Below are 19,998 nucleotides of genomic sequence, written 5' to 3' on the forward strand. Positions count from 1 at the left end.
AATAAAAGCACTAAATTGTGCTTTTATTTATATTTTTACTTTTTCTTTTTAATAATTGAATCAACATCAAATAAAGGAATCTTATTGATTTTGCTTAAAGCATTATCTACAATTTGATCATCTTCAAATTTTAAATTTTGTTTATCTTTTTCAAGTTTTACTTTTTGTTCAGGAATTAAATTTTCAATAGGATGTTTTAACTTATTCGAAATTAATTTTGAATTATCTCCTAAAGAAATAGCGCCATAAATTCCTTTTGTATGTAAATTTGTAAAGGATTCTGTTTCAGAAATTTCTTTTGTATTAATTGTAACAATTGAATCAGTTGTTCTTATTGCTAAATCCACATTATCATTAAGATTAAAAATATATTTAATAATTTTCCCACTTGGTTTTGCTGATGTACTTAAAAATGTTTTGATTGATTTTTGATTTAAAATATCCACTTTTTTCGGATTTATTTTTCTTGCATGTCCACTTTCAGTCAAAAACACTAAAGTATCATTTTGACTATAAGCAATAGCAGCGCTAATTTCAAATTTAGTAGCATTATCAGAAATTTTTACACCAGCTGCTTTAATTCCGTAAGTTTTAAAATCATTTTCACTGAATTTATAAACTTCTAATTTTGTATTAACTAACAAAATATCTAAACGATCATTAGTAATAAAAGCATTTAAAAGTTCATCACCATCTTTTTTAAATTTAATTGCTGGATAGGATTTATTTTCTCTACTCACTTCAAATTCAGGTAATTGAACTTTTTTTCCAAAACCTTTTTTTGTAATCAAAGTAATTGAAAAATCTTTTGAAAAATCATCAACATATAAAACTTTTATTAAAAATTCATTTGGCAAAAGAGTCGCAAAATCGTTTAAATGAATTCCTAAATTTTTTCATTTCTCTTCTGCAATTTTAAAAATTGGAATAGAAATATAGTTTCCTTGATTTGTAAAAATTAGTAATTTCCCTGTTGTTAGAGTTTTACTTAAGAAAATCAAAGCATCATCTTCTTTTAATAAATATGTTTGCATTTCATTTGAATCATGAATTTTTTGATTAAATCTTTTGATGTATCCATCTCTTGAAATTCCTACAAATGTTTCTTCTGCTTGAATTAAATCAGATAATGAAACATCTAGTTTTAAGGCCTGATCTTTAATTTCAGTTTTTCTTGGGGTTGCATAAGTTTTTTTGATGTCTTTAAAAATTTTAATCAATTCAGCATTAAATTCACTTTCACTACTTAGAAGTGTTTTTAAAAAATTAATTCTAGTTTCTAGTTCTTGCTTTTCTTTTATAAATTCTTCAACATCAGTTTTACTTAATCTATACAATCTTAAATTAGCAATTGATTCAGCTTGAATTTCACTAAAATTAAAAATTTTTATTAAGTTTTCAACTACACCTACTTTTGAGCCTTCACTTTTACGAATCATTTCAATAACTTGATCACTAATTTCAGTTAATTTTATAAATCCTTCAATAATTTCTAATCTTTTTGACAATTTTTCTAGTTCAAAATTAATTTTATTAGTTTGGATGACTTTAACATGGTCTAAAAAGGCTTGAATTAAATCATGTAAATTCATCAAAACAGGTGCATTATTATGAATGGCAATGTTGTTATATGAATAATAAAGTTGCAATTCTGTTTTTTGCATTAAAAATTTCATAATTTTAGAAGCGTCTGCACCTGCTTCAAGATCGATTACAATTTTTATTCCATCACGGTTAGTTTCATCTCTTACTTCGTTCATTCCACCAATATTTTTATCTAAATTAATTTCGTCAATTTGTCTAACTAATTTTGACTTAACAACACCATAAGGAATTTCTGTAATTACAATTTGATTTTTATGAACTTCATACTTTGAAGTAATTGTAATTCTTCCTCTTCCACTAAAAGCAGCTTCTTTTATTCCATCAATTCCATAAATAATTCCACCAGTAGGAAAATCAGGCCCTTTAATAATTGTGTTTAGAGTTTCTATTTTAATATTAGGATTTTTGATTTTGGCAATAATTCCATCAATTACTTCACCTAAATTATGAGGAGGAATTTCTGTAGCAAAACCTGCGGCAATTCCTCTTGCTCCATTAACTAATAAATTTGGAAAAAAAGCAGGTAAAACTGTGGGTTCTTTTTCACTATCATCAAAATTTAATGAAAAAGAAACAGTATCACTTTTAATATCACTTAATAAAAGAGAGCTAATTTTGCTTAAACGTGCTTCTGTATAACGCATAGCAGCAGCTGGATCATCATCAATACTTCCAATATTTCCATGCATTTGAATTAGAGGAACATTCATTTTTCATTCTTGAGACATTCTTACCATAGCTTCATAAATACTACTATCACCATGAGGATGGTATTTACCAATAACATCTCCAACAACTCTTGCTGATTTTTTAAAAGGCTTTTCACTAGTTAGACCTAATTCATGCATTGAATATAAAATTCTTCTTTGTACAGGTTTAAGCCCATCTCTTACATCTGGTAAAGCTCTTTGTTGGATGATATATTTAGCATATACTCCATAACGATTCGACATAATGCCATCAAGAGATTGTAATAAAAATTTATCTTTTAGTTCGTTGGTTTTCATTTAGTTCCTTATATTATTGTTGTACTAATACATTATATTATTTTACACCAAGTAAATATCTTTTAAAATTTTCATTTGATTGATTTAAACACAAAACAAAGATTATTCTAAAACAAAATTAGAAATAAAATATAATAAAGTAAAATAAAGGAAAAAATGTCAAAAAAAGAAAAAATAATAGAGAAAATTAAAGCTTATGATAGATCATATTTTAATGATGATCAAAAAATAATTGCAATAGAAATTATTAAAAATTGTCCAGAAAAAGAAGTTCAATCTTATTTTGATTTTATTCAGTTTAAAAGAAATACAGGATTCGTATTTGATTATGCACCAGAAATTGCAAAAGGGAGGTTAATAACTTTAAGGGAAAATGTTGGAAAAAGAATTAATGTTTTTAACGAAATTCAAAATGATGAAAATAAATTAATTATTGGAGATAATTATAATGCATTAAAGTCACTTAAAATTACTCATAAAGGCAAAATTAATATAATTTATATAGATCCTCCTTACAATACAGAATCTGCTCTAAAAGACGGAAATAGTTCATCAAAAGAAAAAATTACTTCTACATCTAAATTTGCATATAAAGATAAATTTGGACGTGGAGGATGACTTAATATGATAAACGAAAGATTAATTTTAGCAAAAGATCTTTTAACAGATGAAGGTTTAATTTTTGTTTCAATTGATGATTCTGAACAAGCTTATTTAAAAGTTTTAATGGATAATATATTTGGAGAAGATAATTTTGTAAATCAAATTGCTTGAGTGTCTAATAAAAAAGGAAGGCAAATTTCTAATTCTCTTTTAGCAAAAACTTATGAATATATTCTTATATATAGTAAAAATTCTGATAAAGAATTTAAATTTAATAAATTAGATCAAGAATATGCAAAAAAAATTATGCCATCTATTTACGAAAAAACAGATTATGAAATTATGAGAGATGAATATGGGGAATTTGTGATAAAGAATGAACTTCATAATTCGAACATAAAAGCTTTTAACATAAATACAAGAAAAAATCTATTTTTTCCCTTATTTATTATTGAAAATGAAATTTTCACAAATGATACAAAAAATAGAAATCAAAAAATTGTTTTTCCACCAAAAAATCAGGAAGGGTTACAAGGTGTTTGAAGATGATCAAAAGAGAAAATTGAAAATAGCAAGCAAGATTTATATATTGATGAAAAAAATAACCAAATAAAAATATATACAAAAATAAGAGACATGAGCATTTTTCCAAAAGACGTAATCTTATCTCCAAAAATTTCTACAAAATCAGGTACTTCAGAATTTTTGCAAATTTTTGAAGAAGAAAAATTTCAGTATCCAAAACCAGTAGAATTATTAAAATTTTTAATAAAAATATCAGGGAATAAAAATTCAATAGTATTAGATTTTTTTGCAGGTTCAGGAACAACAGGTCAAGCTGTTCTAGAGTTAAATAAAGAGGATGGGGGTAATAGAAATTTTATTCTTTGTACAAATAATGAAAATAATATTGCTGAAGAGATATCTTATGAAAGGTTATTTAGAATAATTACAGGTAAAACAACAGATGGAAATAAAAAATTTAAATGATTAGATAAAAATGAACCTTTCTATGGTGCAAAATTAAGGGTAATAAATATTGATGATAGTATTAAAATTTCTTTGAATGATCAAGTTTCTGAAAATGTTTATTATGACTGTGTAAAAGGTTTAAAATTACTAAATAACAATTACAACAAAGAAGGTTTAGAATTGTTTTATGATCTTTCTGCTCTTAATCCAATTAACGAGGAAGTTGTTTAATGAAGTTAACAAACTCACAAAAAAATGCAGTTATTAAATTATTTAATGCATTTGAAAAAAGATTTGAAAATAAATTTTCTTCTTTTAAAGCACCTACTGGTTCTGGTAAAACTTTTATGATATCTTCGCTAATTTCCGAAATTTTTAGTTCTGAAATTTTAAAAGAGAGAAAAACAATTTGTGTTATTGCAACTATTTCAAGTTCCAAACTTCCAGAATCTTTTGCTAATAAAATGGAAGAGTACAAAGAATTTCATAAATTTGATGACTATACAATCGAACATATTGTTTCTCCTTCAAATAGTGATTTTAAAGGTGAAGAAGTTAAAGAATTCAATTTAAAAAATAATAAAGTTTTTGTTTTTGGTGTTTCTTCTTTTGGAAAAAAAACAATTTTTTTTCAAAGAAATATTTTGAATAATTTTTTAACAGAAATAAAAGACAAGAATTATCAATTGATTTTCATTAGAGATGAAGCGCATATTGGATGAAATGAAAAAGGCGATAAAGAAGAAAAAAGTAAATATGAAAAGGCTGAATACAAAAAATTTGATGAAAAAATGAAAGAGGCAGCTGATTTTATTATAGAGATGACAGCTACACCTAAAAATAGTTTAAATTTGATCGAAATAAAAGAAAAGGATTTGGAAAATGATGATGTTTTTTTACTCAAATATGAAAAAGATACTTTGCCTTTATTTGATGAAAACATAACTAATGAAATATTAATTGATAAGGCTATTGAAGAATTTAAAAAATCAAAAAAAGCATACCAAGATAAAATCAAAAATGATGTTATAAATCCAGCGATGCTTGTTCAAATCACTAATGATTCTGAAATAAACAAAGAAAAGAGCCTTCTTTTTAAAGAAGGATTAGAATTATTAGAAAAAAAACTAACAAATGCTGGGTTAAAATATTTAAAATATATTGATAATTCTCCTATAGTTGTGAATACAAAAGCACCAAATACATTGAAATATGCATCAAAGCCTGATTCAGAAATAGATGTAATAATTTTTAAAGTAGGGCCTGCAATAGGATGAGATATTCCAAGAGCTAATACATTATTACAATTGAGAAATGTTTCTTCTGAAACTTTAAATACTCAAACAATTGGAAGAATTAGAAGAAATCCTATCCGTAATTTAGAATGAAATAGTGAAGCAAATAAATACTATCTATGATCTAATTATCAAATTCCTACTAGAGAATCTCATAACTATAAGTTAAAAGAAAAATTTGAAAATATTCATTTTTTTTCAGGATATATTGAAACCAAAAATAAAAGGGAAATGTCCGATTGAAAAAATTATGAAAAAGATGTGAATGATTACATAGAAAATGAATTTTATGAAATTATTGATAATTTTCAAAATGAAAATGTTGTTATATACAGTGGAATAGTTAGTAATAGTAACTATAAAGTGCCCTATAGAAATATGATTTCTTTAAAAATAGATAATATTAAAAGAAAAGATGACTTGGAAAAATATAGATTAGAATTATTTGAAGAAAAATTAATACAAATTTCAAATAAATTAAATAGAAATATTGAAATTATTAAATATGTTTTTTATCTTAATCACGAAAAATTAAAAAAAATATATATTGAAAATATCAAGTGAATATTTGAAAAGGAGTCATATAAAATAAAAAATGAAATTACTCCATTGAAAAGATATTCAATATGAAATCCAAATTCAAATAAAAATTACTTGAGTACAAAAGAAATTGAAAATTATGGTTACATTCAAATCACTTCCGAAAAGGAATCTGAATTATTTCAAGTTTTTGATTCGAAACCTGAAAGATTTTTTTTTGAAAAATTTAAAAATTTTTTAAAAGATGAAAAAGTTGAAGATGTTAAATTTTTTGCAAAAATGCCTACATTAGGATCTCAAATATATTTTGAATATCCTTCTTCTGAAACAGGTGATATTGCAAAATCTTTCATGGATTTTGCAATAAAAATTTACAACAAGGAAAAAAAACAAGAAAAAACTATTATGATTGAAAGTAAATCTGGAAAGAATGATTATAACGAACAAAAAACAAAAGATTTGTTAAATGCATATAGAATGTATACAAATAATTTTCCTGATTCTAATCTTCATTTAATTTTACATAAATATTATGATGAGGGGATACATGAATTTTTATCATTTAAAAACGATAAAAAAATAGAACTTAAAATAGAGGAAAATACAACTAAAAATTTCAAAGATTTTTTTAAACAAATTATTTCTCAAAATTAAAAACACCTTAAAAGGTGTTTTTAATTTTTAAATTATTTTCCCATTAAGGCTAATTCGACTAAAGTTTTTACCATTGGACCTTTAGGTTTATTACCAGATTCTGCTGTACCTGCAATATCAATATGAATATAATCTTTATCTTCAGTAAATTCTTTCAAAAACATTGCCGCAGAAGAAGAACCTGCACTTCCACTTAAATCTGTATTAATTAAATCAGCATATTCTGATTTTCTGATTCCTTCAGCAAAATCTTCATGTAAAGGCATTCTTCAAACATTTTCTTCTTGAATTGTTGCGGCTTTAGCAAATTTATCTCAATCTGAATCTTTAGTTGTTCAAACACCTGTGTAAGTATTTCCTAAAGCATATTTCATGGCTCCTGTTAAAGTTGAAATATCAATTAATTTTGTTGCTCCAAGATTTCTAATTGCATAAGTTAATCCATCAGCCATTACTAATCTACCTTCTGCATCAGTATTATTTACTTCAACAGTTTTACCATTCATAGATTTTCAAATAGCATCTGGTAAATTAGCATCACCATTTACTCTATTGTCTGTAATTGTTAAAACAGCAGAAAAGTTTGCTTTAGCTTCAAGTTGACTTAAAGCATGAATTGCAGCAGCTGAAATAATTGCTCCGGACATATCATATTTCATTCCGATCATTGCTGCTGCAGGTTTTAAACTATATCCTCCAGAATCAAAAGTAATTCCTTTACCCACAATAACAGTTTTTTCTTCAGAACTTGGATTTCCTCTATATTCTAAAACAACAACTCTTGGTTCATATTTAGATCCTTTATTAACAGCAAGTAATAGATTCATTCCTAAATTTGTAATTTCTGTTTTGTTCAAAACTTTAACAATAACATTTGGCAAATGTTCATTTGTAAATGTTTCTATTTCACTAGCTAGAAATTCACTATTACAAATATTAGGTGGCATAGCTTGGTATTTTCTTGCATAATTGACAGCTTTAGCTAAAATTTCTGTTTTGCTAATTTCTTTTTCAAGTTCTTGTGAATAATTTTTTGGTTCTAAAAACACTTCTAGATCAGGTTTTTTACTTGATTTAGAAGTTTTGTTAATATATAAATCTCCAAATTTAAAAATATATGCATCTAAAGTTTTAGTAACTAAATATTCTAAAGAAACCTCTTCATTTATCATTTCGTTAAAATTTATAATTGCTGCTCTTTTTTCTAAATAAGAAAGAATTGCTTGAATTGCTTTTTTGGCTCTATCTTTATTGAATTTAGATTTATTCCCTAGATAAATATAAGCTTTATTTTCATTAAAAAATTCTGTTATTTCATACTTTTTAGCTATTAAGTATTCTTTTTCTGAATTTTTGAAAATTCCTGTAATTTGAAATGAAGACTTTTCAATTGATTTTAAAATTTTGAACATTGTTTCTCCCTAAGAATTATTTGTTTGATTTTTGACTTTAAATTTAAATTTTTAATAAATGTAATCATCAAAATAAGTTTACCAAAATTTAAACTTTATTAGCGATAATATTAAATTCAAAAAAATTAAAAATATTAAAAATTTTAGCAAAAAAAATATTTAAAAAAAATTTCATTATTTATAATAATTTTGTATAATGATTAAGCATATTTGCAAACATTATTCCAAATTGCCGATTTAGCTCAGTGGTAGAGCAGCTGGCTGTTAACCAGTTGGTCACAAGTTCGAATCTTGTAATCGGCGCCATTTGGCCCTTTGGTGAAGCGGTTAACACACATGGTTTTCATCCATGCATTCACGGGTTCGAGTCCCGTAAGGGTCACCAAAATGGAAGATTAGCTCAGTTGGGAGAGCATCGCCCTTACAAGGCGAGGGTCGTGGGTTCGAGCCCCTCATCTTCTACCATTAGCCGTTTTAGCTCAGCAGGCAGAGCAACTGACTTGTAATCAGTAGGTCGTAGGTTCGATTCCTATAAACGGCACCATACACGCAAATGCGTTCCTTATTTGAGCGCGAGTGGTGAAATTGGCAGACACGCTAGATTTAGGCTCTAGTGCCTTCGGCATAAGGGTTCGAGTCCCTTCCCGCGCACCATTTCATTTAAAAGATGACGATAAAAAGCAATTAATATTGCTTTTTTCTTTTTATCTCTTTAATATATAATTTATATATATAAATAATTATTTAAGGAAATTTAAATCTTATGAAACAATCAGAATTCAAAAATTCAGCCGAACTAATTATTGAAGCAGTTGGTGGCAAAGAAAATATTTCAATTTTTTACCACTGTGCAACAAGATTGCGTTTCAAATTAACTGATCAATCAAAGATTAATGTTAATAAAATTAAAGCAATTAAACTTGCAAAAGGTTATAACCTTGAAGGTGAAGAAAATCAAATTATTTTTGGAGCAGGAACTGTTAATAAAGTTCATGATGAACTACAAAATTTAACCCAAAAAAGTACTAATCAAACTAGTTCGCCAAAACAAAAACATATTTGATGAAATAAAAATATTTCTTTTTGAAGCAATTTATTTTTGAATTTAAGGTGATTTGTAAGAAGTTTTGCAGAAATTTTTATTCCTTTGATTCCTATTTTTATTGCAGGAGGACTTTCATTAGCTTTAACTAATTTAGTTAAAGCAGTAGCTGATGTCAATATAAATCAAACAGCAAAAAGTGCGGTTTTTTTCTTTGAATTAATTGGAGCAGGAATCTTAGGTTCACTTCCAGCTTTTGTTGGATATACTTCTATGAAAAAATATGGTGGAACACCTTTAATTGGTTTAGCAATTGGAATTATTCTTGTTGCACCTAATTTATTGAATGCTTATTTGGTGACTGGAACTTTAACTTCATTTCCAGTAGGTCAAATAGGAATAACTCCTGGAACTCAAACTAATGGTGGAACAATTGCTGTTTTTGCTTTATTTCCAGCTTTGCCTGAATTTTTCCAATTTAGATTAATCGGATATCAAGCTGAGATTTTTCCGGTGCTTGCAATTGTTGCTTTAGCTTTTTTTGTAGAAAAATTCTTAAAAAGATATACACCAGAAGCTTTAGCGATTATTGTTGTGCCTTTAATTACAATAGTATTTACACTTTTTCTTGGTTTTTGAATTATTGGGCCAATTTTTAAATTCATCTCAATTGGACTAACTTTAGCTTTTAGTGGGATTTTCCAATTTACAAACTTTGCTTGATTTGGTTTAGGAGGAGCAATTTTAGGATTTGCATATCCATTTTTAGTTGTAACAGGTTTACATCAAGGATTTTTACCAATTGAAGCCCAATTGATCGCCAGAGATGGTTTTACTTGGATTACTTCTATTGCAACTATATCTAATATTTCACAAGGAGTTGTTGGATTAACTTTAGCTATTGTTTTTTTCTTGAAAAAAGAAAAAAAGAATGCTTCATTAGCAATTTCAGGTGGAGTAAGTGCTAATTTAGGAATTACAGAACCAATTCTATTCGGAATTAATATTCCTTTAAAATTTGCAATGGTAGCTGCTGCTTGTGGTGCTGCTGTTGGAGGATATTGAGTTGGAATGACTCAAACAATGGCAAGTTCTATTGGTAGTGCTTCATGAATTGGTTTTATTCAATTTGATATAACAGCAACAAGACTTCAAGCTTTTATTGGTAATAGAAGTGCTGCTTTAACTAATTTAGCACCAATTTACAATATTGCTATTGCTTCAATTTTATCTGTATTTTCTTCAATTGGATTTACACTAATATTCTTAAAAACAAAATGGGGCAAAAATAGTTACAATAAATTTTTGTCTATTCAAAATTAATTTAAATTATGAAATAAATATAAGTTAAAATTTTATATTATGAAAAATTTTAAAAATATTCTAGTTGAACTAAAAAACAAATTAAATCGTGAACAATTCAATTACTTAAATGAAAAAAATAATTTTCAAGAAAAAATTAAGGAAAATTTTAAAGCTAAATCAAAGGATTTACATTTTAGAAATAACTTCTCTTTAGAACCAAAAAGCGGTCTTTTAAATGATCCAAATGGTTTAGTTTTTTTTAATGATTTTTACTACATTTTTTTTCAAAATTCACCACATATAAATAAGCATGACTTGAAAGTGTGATCACTTTATAAAACAAAAGATTTTTTAAATTACACATATGAAGGACAAAAAATAAGTCCTTCAATTGAAAAAGATGCTGATGGAATTTATAGTGGTGGATCGATAGTTGAAAATGATGAATTGTATTTGTTTTACACAGGAATAGAAAAAAAATATTTTAGAAAAATAAATATAGAAAAAATAAAAAATTTTTTTTCTTTAGCTGATTTTATACTTGAATCAAATATGCATAAGACATTGAAAGAAATTTATCTTGAATCTTTAATCAGTAAAATTATAAAATTTATTGAAAATTTAGAAGAATCAAATATTTTTCTTGCAAAAAGAAATACAAGCGAAAATTTTGACAAAACATTTTTATTTAAAAGAGATAGAAATCTTTACACAAGACACTTTAGAGATCCTTTAGCGCTAAAAAAAGATAATAATTTTTATCTTTTAATAGGTGCGCAATTAAAAGAAACTCTAAAAGGAGTAATTAGTGTCTATAAGTCTAAAAAAGTAGATAAAGATTACCGACTAATTGGAAATATCAAATTCAAAAATTTTAGTATTGAATCATACATGTTAGAGTGTCCGGAATTTTTAAGAATTAATAATAAAGATATTATCATTTTTTCAACTCAAGGAAAAAGTTATTTTAATTTTAGAAAAAATAATGAAAGTATTCATAATGCAATTTATCTTGTTGGTAAAATGAATTGAAACACATTAGAATTCGATGTGGAATTTCAAGATTTTCTTGATTATGGTTTTGATTTTTATGCCCCACAAGTATTTAAAAATGTAGATGAAAATATTCTTATAGGATGAAATGGAAGACCTGATATTTCTTTTCATGATGAAAATCTTGGTTGAAGTTTTAATTTATCTATTCCAAGAAAACTTTATTTAAAAAATAATGAATTAATTCAAGAACCAATTTTCCAACTAGAAAATGAAGTTCTAAATGTTGAATCTAATAAAATTTCAAAAAAACAAAATGGTTTATATGAAATTCGATTCGAAAAAGAAAAAAACTTTAGTGAAATTTCTATTTTTAATGAAAAACATAATATTTCCATTAAATTAGACTGAGATAATTTATTCATAAATGTTAACAGAACAAATATGGAAGTAAATTATGGAGAAAATATTGGAACAAATTGGGTAAGAAAAATGCCTAAAAAATATTCAAAAATGAATCTAATTGTTGATAATTCTTTAATTCATTTTTATTTTGATGAAGGTAAATTTCATTTTACATTTTATTACTTTATTAAAAAATCAAACATTAAATTTAAAAATTTTTCTAACATTACATTTAGGCAAATCAAATCTTTAAAAATCAAGGATAAATCTAAAAAAGTTTTATTAATTGGAGAAGCTTTGATTGATACATATAAACAAAATTTTGAAATATCAAGACAAGTTGGAGGAGCTCCTTTAAATGTTTCACTTGCTTTGAGTAAAAAAGGTGTTCAAAATTCTTTTTTTGGTGTGATTGGAAAAGATGAAGATGCTTCTTTAATTTTAGAATATTTCAAAAGAAATAATTTAGATACTTCCTTATTAAAAATTGATCCAAAACTAAAAACTACAGTTGCGAATGTATCAATAAATGACGAAGGAGAGAGAAACTTTACTTTTGTAAGGGGAGCTGATGAAAATTTAAATTTTGAATATGATGCTTTAATTAATCAATATGATTTAGTGTGCTTTTCTTCTGCAACAGCTTTTTTAGGTGGCAAGTTATATAAAAGTTATATAAAAGCTCTAAATTTAAGTTTAGATGCAAATATTGATGTTGTTTTTGATCCGAATTATCGTGATAGTTTATATTCTAAAAACATTGAAGATTTTAAGCAAAAAGCTAAATATTTTATAACTAAAAGTAATGTTGTCAAAATGTCTTTAGAAGAATTAGAAATTATTTATAAACTAAAATGAAATTCTAAAAATGATACTGAAACACTTCACAAGGAAATGAAAAAAATTATTGAAAATGATCAGCAATTTTTTTTAATAACTCTAGGTAAAGATGGAACTTTATTTATAGATAAAAATAAAATAAAAATTATACCTTCAATAAAAGTTAAACAAGTTGATACTACTGGTGCAGGTGATGTCTTTTTAGGATCTTTTATTTCTAAATATATAAATAGAAATAATAAAGATTCTAATTCAAAAGATTTTCACAATGAAATTTTCGAAATTATTAAATATGCAAATGTAAATGGAGCACTTGCTACTACTATAATAGGAGTAGAAAATGCTCTTAAAACAGAAGAAGAAATAAATGAATTGATTTAAAAAATGAACATTCAATAAAATAATTGGTCTAATTTTTTTCTTTGTTGGTTTTATTTTGGGTTTTATTGTTGTAGCAACAAATATGTTTATGGCTTCAAATGCTATTTTTTGAGTAATTATTCCATTTGCATTAGGAATTATTTTTGTATTAATTTTTATAGGTCTAATTTGCATTTTTAGAAAAAAATAATATTAATAACTTATTTATATTTAAGTTTATTTATAATTTGAAAATGATATTACTTTTAAGAAAAACAAAAAACATTAGTAGTTTTAATTTTATTAATAACTTTAAAAAGACAAAAGGTTTTAAAAAAATTGGACATTGTGGTACTTTAGATCCACTAGCAACTGGCCTTTTAATCGTTGCAACAGATGAAGATACAAAATTAATTGATTATTTAGATCAAAAAGATAAGACATATGTAGCAAGAGCAAAACTAGGTTTCGAAACAACTACTTATGATTCTGAAGGTGAAATTATTAATCAAAGTTCAAATGTAAAATTTACAAAAGAAAAATTGATTGAAGTTCTAAATTCTTTTATTGGTTTAACAAAACAAATGCCTCCTAAATATAGTGCAAAAAAACTAAATGGAATAAGAGCTTATGATTTAGCAAGGCAAAATATTGATTTTGAATTAAATGAGGTTGAAATCAATATAACTAAAATAAAGTTATTGTCTTATAATGAAGATGAAAATTACTTTGATTTTGAAGTTGTTGTTTCAAGAGGGACTTACATTAGAAGTCTTATTTATGACATTGGAATTAAATTAAATTCTTTAGCTTATATGGAATCTTTAGAAAGAACAAAAATAGGAAATCTTTTTTTAGAAAAAAATCAAGATGATAAAATTTTAAATGCAAAAGAAATAATTCAACTGGAAATAATTCAATTAGAAAAAAATCAAATAGAAAATCTTTCTAAAGGTCTCTTAATTGATTTAAAAAATGAGGATAATTTTTATGCTCTTTTTTGAAAAGATGAAATGATTGGATTTGGACAAATTTTGAATAATGTATTAAAATCTAAAAAACTTATTGGGAAAAAAATACAAAAAATTTTAGGAGATAAACAAAGTGAATAAAAAAATCATTGCCTTTGATATTGATGGAACATTAATTCCTTATGGCGAAAAAATTCTTTCAGAAAAATTGTTATATGCTTTTAAAACTTTAAAACAAAAAGGCTTCATTATTATTTTAGCTTCAGGTAGAGATTTAATAGCTACTAAAAATTTATTTGATCAATACGATTCTTTTGATTATTTTGTAGGAGGAAATGGATCTTTTGCTTATGATATCCAAAATAGAAAAATTGTCTATGAAAATGCTTTAAATTTTTCAGAAATTAAAACTCTTATAAGAAAATTTGATTTAAAAATTGAAAATATTTTTATAAGTAATAACGAAAGTGTCTTTGTTGATTTTGAAGGAATTGAACAAAATAGACTAAAAACTTTTTTATCTATTTGAAAAAAAACTGATGTTAAAAATATTAAAGATTTAAAAGATTTAGATGAATTAGATAAAGGGAATAGAGCTAATATTTTTATTTTGAAAAATTTATCAGATGAAAAAAAAGAACAAATTTCTCAGTATATAAAGAATTCACATTTTAATTTTGAAATAAAAAAAGAAACAGCAACAGGTTTATATATCCAAAATATTGAACAAAATAAATATAATGCAATTTTGAACTTAGCAAAAATTGAAAATTTTGATGTCTCTGAACTAATAACTTTTGGAGATGGATGAAATGATTTTGAAATGATTAAATTTGCTAAATATGGAGTTGCAATTGAAAATGGAGATCCAGTACTTTTAAAAGTGGCAAAAGATTTTGCAAAACCAGTCGAAGATGAAGGTGTGTTTTTAAAATTAAAAGAGTTGGGATTAATTTAATGAAAGTAATTCAATTTCCTGAAATAAGTAGCGAATTTATTACAAGTGAAAAAAATACAATTGTTTTTGGTGGTTTTGACTCAATGCATATTGGTCATTTAGAGTTATTTAAAAAAGCTCTTGCCGAAAATAAAAATGCAATAGTTTCCATAGTTCAAAATATTGAAAATAGTCCAAAAAACACTGATAATAAAACAATTTTTTCTTTAAGAAATAGATTGGATATTTTAAATGCTATTGAAATTCAAAATGTCTTACTTATTAAATTAGATGAAAAATTAATAAATCTTGAACCTTGAGATTTTATAGATGAAATAACTAAAAAATATAAGATAGAAAAAATAGTTGTTGGCGAAGATTATAAATTTGGAAAAGATGCAAAGTGGAATGCAAAAAATTTGAAGGAATATTTTCCAAACACAATCATTGTGCCTTTAATAAAAATAGGAAATTATAAAATAGGAACTAAATTAATTTCTGAAATGATAAAAACAGGCGAAGTTTCTGATTTAAATTCTCTTTTAATTAAATTTTTTAGCATTGATATTGATTTGGTTTCTTCTTTGGAATTCCAATATCCAAAAAAAATTATAAAAATTCATAATGGAATTTATGCTTGTTTAGTTTACATAAATAATGTGATTTATCATGCAACTGTTTTAATTGATGTAGAAAATAAAAATATAATTAAATTTTTTAATTATAACTATGAAAAACCACAAAATAATATAAGAATTTCTTTCATACAAGAAATAAGAATTATTACAAAAAAGAGTGATTCCAAAATTTTTTCAGAAGATGAAAAAACTTCTAAAATTTTTTTATTAAATTATGCTAAAATTAATTCAAATAGCGATCTAATTTGGTAAAAGCTGAATTAAGATTAAGAAAGGAAACATCATGGTTTCAAACACAAAAAAATTAGAATTAATTAAATCTTTTGGTAAAAATGAAAAAGATTCAGGTTCAATTGAAGCTCAAATTGCAATTTTGACTGAAGATATTGAAAGCTTAAAATTACATTTCGAAAAAAATAAAAAAGATTTGCACTCAAGAAGGGGATTTATTGCTAAAATAAATCACCGTAAAAAATTACTTGCATATTTAAGAAAAAATAAATTTACTTCATACGCAAGCTTAATTGAAAAACTAAATATTCGTAAATAAAAATGATAAATGGAGTAGAAATGATCTACTTCATTTTTTTGTTTTATAATTAAAACATTATTGGAGGAAAAATGGAAAACAGCAAAAAAAGTTGAAAAAAAAGTTTCCCAAGTTGAAGAGAAAAACCATTTTTTGAACTCATTACAACTAGTTTTATTTTTGTTGTAATTTTGAGTATTTGTCTTATTTCGATTTACTTAACAAACACACCTCAAACAGTAGGATCTGATTTAATTAATTTCTTTATTTGATTTTCAGTAACTGTTGCAATTGCAATAATATTAAATATTTATATTTTATATATTAAAAAAAGGAATAAAGTTAAATCTAAAAAATTAAAAAATAACTATAAATAATTTAAAAAATAAATAAAGGAAAAATATGAAAAAAATTAATTTAAAAGATAAAGAAATTGAAAAAATTATTAATAATGAGCAACAAAGGCAAGAAGAACACATTGAATTAATAGCAAGTGAAAACTATGTATCAAAAGATGTGCTTGAAGCTACAGGAAGTATTTTAACAAATAAATATAGTGAAGGTTATCCAGGAGCTAGATATTATGATGGATGTGAATTTGTTGATCAAATAGAAACTTTAGCAATTGAAAGATTGAAAAAACTTTTTAATGTTAAATTTGCAAATGTTCAACCACATTCTGGAAGTAGTGCGAATTCTGCTGCAATTGCAGCTTTAGTAAAACCTGGCGGAAAAATTTTGGGAATGTCTTTAGATGCCGGAGGTCATTTAACTCATGGATACAAAATTAGTTTCAGTGGAACATTTTATGATCCATATTTTTACGGAGTAAATGATGAAGGTTTATTAGATTATGATGTAATTGAGAAATTAGCAGAAAAAATAAAACCAGAACTAATTATTTGTGGTGCAAGTAATTATAGCAGAACAATAGACTTTGAAAAATTCAGTAAAATTGCTAAAAAAGTGGGTGCTTTTTTATTAGCTGATATTGCCCATATAGCAGGTTTAATTATTGCTGATCTTCACCCAAGTCCTGTTGGACATGCAGATGTAATTACTTCTACAACACATAAAACAATAAGAGGCGCTAGAGGTGGAATTATTATGTCTAATGACGAAACTTTAATGAAAAAAATTGATCGTTGAGTATTTCCTGGTTACCAAGGTGGCCCTTTAGTCCATGTTATTGCAGGTAAAGCAGTTGCTTTTGGCGAAGCACTTACACCTCAATTTAAAAAATATCAACAACAAATTATTTCAAATGCAAAAGCTTTTAGTGAAGAATTTAAAAAAGTTGGAACAAAAATAATTTCAGGTCAAACTGATAATCACTTATTTACAATTGATGTGAAATCTTCTTTTAATATTAGTGGTAAAGAAGCTTCTGAATTAATGCATAGCATTAATATTACAGCAAATAAAAATTCAATTCCAAATGATACTTTAGGTCCTAAAATTTCTAGCGGTGTTAGAATGGGAACCCCTGCAATGACTACAAGGGGTTTTAAAGAAGTTGAATTTAAAAAACTTGCAAGAATCATAATTGAACTATTAGCAAATTCAACTTCATCTAATCTTGAATCATTAAAACTGAAATTGAAAAATGAAGTTTTAGAACTTACAAAAGCATTTCCAACAAAGGATTATTATTTATAATGGAAAAAAATATTCACATATATTCAAAAAACAATTTTAGGATTTTTACTATTAATAGTAAAAATATTATTAATGAATTTTTAAGTATTCATAAACCTAATGCATTTAATTCTTTAGTATATGCAAATATCATTAATGCTTTTCCGATTTTAAATTCTGTTTTTAGTGATGAAGATATAAAAGTTATTTATAAATTAAAAACCAGTGGAGCAGTAAATAATGCAATTGTGGAAGTTCAAGATGGAATTTTTAGAGCTTTAATTAATAATGAATTAGATGTTAAAAAAGAAGATATTAATTTGAATAAAATTGATTTTGAAAAAGTAATTGGTAAAGGTGTTTTAACAATTACTAAAACACAAAACAATAATTCTTATAGTAGTCAAATTGAATTACAACATTCTACTTTTATTGAAAGTATTAATCATTTCTTGTTGCAAAGTGAGCAACTATATTCGGCTTGTGTTTGAGTATTGAATTTTGATGAAAAAGATTTTCATAAAGTTACTAGAGCTGAATTAGTATTGATGCAAAAAATGCCTCAAGCTACTGAAAATGATATTGTGTTTTTTGAAAAATTTATCAAAGAAAATGTTTTAAAAAATTCTTCTTTAGAAGAATATATATCAAAATTAGGTGCAAAAAAAGTTGATTCAAAATTTGTAAAATCTGGATGTTTTTGTTCAATTGAAAAAATGAAAAAAGTTTTAGAAAATATCTCATATCAAGAACTAAATAAAATTTTTAAAGAAAATAAAAATAAAATTGAAATTGTTTGTCAATTTTGCAAAATAGAATATGAATTTTCTAAAGAAGATTTTGAAAAAAATAAAAATTAAAAACAAAATTCAAAATAATATAAATGTAATAAAAAAATTCATTTAGCAAAATGAATTTTTTAAACTAATTTTTATTTTCAGATAGTTTTTCTAATTTTTTAGTTTCTTTAATTTTAGTAATTTCTAATTTTGTATTTGCTTTAATAAGAGCAGATTCTTTTTCAAGTTTATTTTTTAATAAAGTATTAAATTCATCTAAACTCAATTCATTTGTATCGATAGAATTAGAAGTTAATTGAACTGTTTTATTTAATTTACCTTTAGTAATAGCTACAGAACGATTTAACTCATCAATTTTGTTTGACAATACTGAAATTTTAATAGCATTTCTTACAGAAGCAATTCCAATGGTAAAAAGAAATCAAAAGATGATTCAAATTATTCAAGTAAAATCAATATTTCCATTTTTTAAACTAAATCCAAAAATTCTTTCACTAATTATATTAATAATGTTAAAATCTGGATTCCCATTGATGCTATTAATAATATTTGTAATTAAAATATAAGTTGTTATTAATAAAAATAAAATGTTAAAAAGTAACCATGAAGAATTTAATTTAAAAGATAAATTGCCTTTTCGAGATTGCATAATTTGTCATAGAAAACTAAAAAATACTCCCACTAAAAAAAGAATTGGCAAACCTATTGTAATCATTAAATATCTCCTTCATTTTTAGAATCTTTTTCATTCTTAATTTTTTTTCTAAAAGGTATCACAAAAAACATAAATAATACTCAGATGAAAGCCTCATTATAATTTGAAAGTACTTTTCAAAAAGATTTTCTAGATGTTTTTGGCTCTAATAAGATGTTAATTGTTTTTACAGAATTATTTTTATCTAAAATTAGAAATGTGACATCATCTGGTCTAAGTGCATAATTGGGTTTTGTATCAACATAGTTTAATATCTTTTTGTTAAAAATTTTGATTTTACTATCAATTCCCTTAACTCATTTTCCTGTAATTAGAAAATTAGAAAATTTAAAAATTTGAGATTGAAAAATTCTTTTTCTTTTTAAATTTATACCATGACCTAAAATAAGATCGCATTTAAAGTTTTTAAAAGCACTAATTAATTTTAAAATTGAAATAGGTTTATATTTTATAAAATCACCATATTCAATAATTGTTTCATACCCTGATAGTTTTGCGTATTCTAGTCCAATTTTTAAAGCTTTTGTATAACTCAATCTATAAGAAGAATCAATGAATGAAATTTTATTTAATTTCAAAATCTCTTGGGATCGATCAGAACTTGCGTTATCAATAAAAATAAAATCAAATAACTCATTATGTTCTTTTAAGTAATCAATGAATGAAATTAAATACTTTTCTTTATCTTTAAATGGAATGATAACTAATATTTTGTTATTAAGTTTCATAGAAAAATT

The 19,998-nt window shown here is 24.6% G+C and carries 16 protein-coding genes and 5 tRNA genes; 17 read left to right on the forward strand and 4 right to left on the reverse strand.

Annotated elements, in window-relative coordinates:
• Window positions 1-35: 35 nt before the first annotated feature.
• Entirely contained in the window at window positions 36-2,612 is a 2,577-nt protein-coding gene (gene parC / locus MMOB_RS02495; protein ID WP_011264980.1) for a DNA topoisomerase IV subunit A, read from the reverse strand.
• Between the two features lie 156 nt (window positions 2,613-2,768).
• On the opposite strand from parC, the gene MMOB_RS02500 reads away from it, so the two are divergent.
• Both MMOB_RS02500 and MMOB_RS02505 read left to right on the forward strand, forming a co-directional pair.
• Window positions 2,769-4,418: a site-specific DNA-methyltransferase gene (locus MMOB_RS02500; protein WP_011264981.1), complete on the forward strand. Its 1,650-nt coding sequence runs from the start codon at window positions 2,769-2,771 to the stop codon at window positions 4,416-4,418.
• Entirely contained in the window at window positions 4,418-6,676 is a 2,259-nt protein-coding gene (locus tag MMOB_RS02505; protein ID WP_011264982.1) for a DEAD/DEAH box helicase family protein, read from the forward strand. The genes MMOB_RS02500 and MMOB_RS02505 overlap by 1 nt, the downstream gene beginning before the upstream one ends.
• Window positions 6,677-6,708: 32 nt before the next feature.
• Here the strand turns inward: MMOB_RS02505 and MMOB_RS02510 are convergent, their stop codons facing one another.
• Window positions 6,709-8,088, reverse strand: coding sequence for a M17 family metallopeptidase (locus MMOB_RS02510; protein WP_011264983.1), 1,380 nt, complete (start codon window positions 8,086-8,088; stop codon window positions 6,709-6,711).
• A gap of 231 nt (window positions 8,089-8,319) precedes the next feature.
• Here MMOB_RS02510 and MMOB_RS02515 point away from each other — a divergent pair.
• From MMOB_RS02515 to MMOB_RS02585, 15 genes are all read left to right on the forward strand, one after another.
• A tRNA-Asn gene (locus MMOB_RS02515) sits at window positions 8,320-8,394 on the forward strand.
• Between the two features lie 3 nt (window positions 8,395-8,397).
• Window positions 8,398-8,473, forward strand: a tRNA-Glu gene (locus tag MMOB_RS02520).
• Between the two features lie 4 nt (window positions 8,474-8,477).
• A tRNA-Val gene (locus MMOB_RS02525) sits at window positions 8,478-8,553 on the forward strand.
• 3 nt (window positions 8,554-8,556) lie between these two features.
• Window positions 8,557-8,632, forward strand: a tRNA-Thr gene (locus tag MMOB_RS02530).
• Between the two features lie 26 nt (window positions 8,633-8,658).
• Window positions 8,659-8,742, forward strand: a tRNA-Leu gene (locus MMOB_RS02535).
• A 109-nt stretch (window positions 8,743-8,851) separates the two neighbouring features.
• Window positions 8,852-10,453, forward strand: coding sequence for a PTS transporter subunit EIIC (locus tag MMOB_RS02540; protein ID WP_011264984.1), 1,602 nt, complete (start codon window positions 8,852-8,854; stop codon window positions 10,451-10,453).
• Window positions 10,454-10,492: 39 nt separating this feature from the next.
• A complete protein-coding gene (locus MMOB_RS02545; protein WP_011264985.1) occupies window positions 10,493-13,054 on the forward strand; it encodes a PfkB family carbohydrate kinase in 2,562 nt (853 codons plus the stop codon).
• On the forward strand, window positions 13,041-13,244 hold the full coding sequence (locus tag MMOB_RS02550) for a hypothetical protein (protein WP_041362947.1): 204 nt from the start codon (window positions 13,041-13,043) through the stop codon (window positions 13,242-13,244). The genes MMOB_RS02545 and MMOB_RS02550 overlap by 14 nt, the downstream gene beginning before the upstream one ends.
• Window positions 13,245-13,287: 43 nt before the next feature.
• A complete protein-coding gene (truB, locus tag MMOB_RS02555) occupies window positions 13,288-14,145 on the forward strand; it encodes a tRNA pseudouridine(55) synthase TruB (RefSeq protein ID WP_041362950.1) in 858 nt (285 codons plus the stop codon).
• A complete protein-coding gene (locus tag MMOB_RS02560; protein WP_011264987.1) occupies window positions 14,138-14,962 on the forward strand; it encodes a YcsE-related riboflavin metabolism phosphatase in 825 nt (274 codons plus the stop codon). Before truB ends, MMOB_RS02560 begins: the two co-directional genes overlap by 8 nt.
• Window positions 14,962-15,831: an FAD synthase gene (locus MMOB_RS02565; RefSeq protein WP_011264988.1), complete on the forward strand. Its 870-nt coding sequence runs from the start codon at window positions 14,962-14,964 to the stop codon at window positions 15,829-15,831. The genes MMOB_RS02560 and MMOB_RS02565 overlap by 1 nt, the downstream gene beginning before the upstream one ends.
• A gap of 31 nt (window positions 15,832-15,862) precedes the next feature.
• On the forward strand, window positions 15,863-16,129 hold the full coding sequence (rpsO, locus tag MMOB_RS02570) for a 30S ribosomal protein S15 (RefSeq protein ID WP_011264989.1): 267 nt from the start codon (window positions 15,863-15,865) through the stop codon (window positions 16,127-16,129).
• A 71-nt stretch (window positions 16,130-16,200) separates the two neighbouring features.
• A complete protein-coding gene (locus tag MMOB_RS02575) occupies window positions 16,201-16,485 on the forward strand; it encodes a hypothetical protein (RefSeq protein ID WP_011264990.1) in 285 nt (94 codons plus the stop codon).
• A gap of 25 nt (window positions 16,486-16,510) precedes the next feature.
• Complete coding sequence (glyA, locus tag MMOB_RS02580) at window positions 16,511-17,767, forward strand: serine hydroxymethyltransferase (protein ID WP_011264991.1); 1,257 nt, start codon at window positions 16,511-16,513, stop codon at window positions 17,765-17,767.
• Window positions 17,767-18,606 (forward strand): Hsp33 family molecular chaperone HslO, encoded by an 840-nt coding sequence (locus tag MMOB_RS02585; RefSeq protein ID WP_011264992.1) that lies wholly within the window; start codon window positions 17,767-17,769, stop codon window positions 18,604-18,606. Before glyA ends, MMOB_RS02585 begins: the two co-directional genes overlap by 1 nt.
• Window positions 18,607-18,670: 64 nt before the next feature.
• Here the strand turns inward: MMOB_RS02585 and MMOB_RS02590 are convergent, their stop codons facing one another.
• Complete coding sequence (locus MMOB_RS02590) at window positions 18,671-19,261, reverse strand: hypothetical protein (protein WP_011264993.1); 591 nt, start codon at window positions 19,259-19,261, stop codon at window positions 18,671-18,673.
• The gene (locus MMOB_RS02595) at window positions 19,261-19,989 is read right to left on the reverse strand and encodes a glycosyltransferase (protein ID WP_011264994.1); all 729 of its coding nucleotides are present in this window, start codon (window positions 19,987-19,989) and stop codon (window positions 19,261-19,263) included. The genes MMOB_RS02590 and MMOB_RS02595 overlap by 1 nt, the downstream gene beginning before the upstream one ends.
• Between the last annotated feature and the right edge of the window lie 9 nt (window positions 19,990-19,998).

The organism is Mycoplasma mobile 163K (genome assembly GCF_000008365.1).
GTDB classification, from domain to species: Bacteria; Bacillota_I; Bacilli_A; order Mycoplasmatales; family Metamycoplasmataceae; genus Mycoplasma_J; species Mycoplasma_J mobile.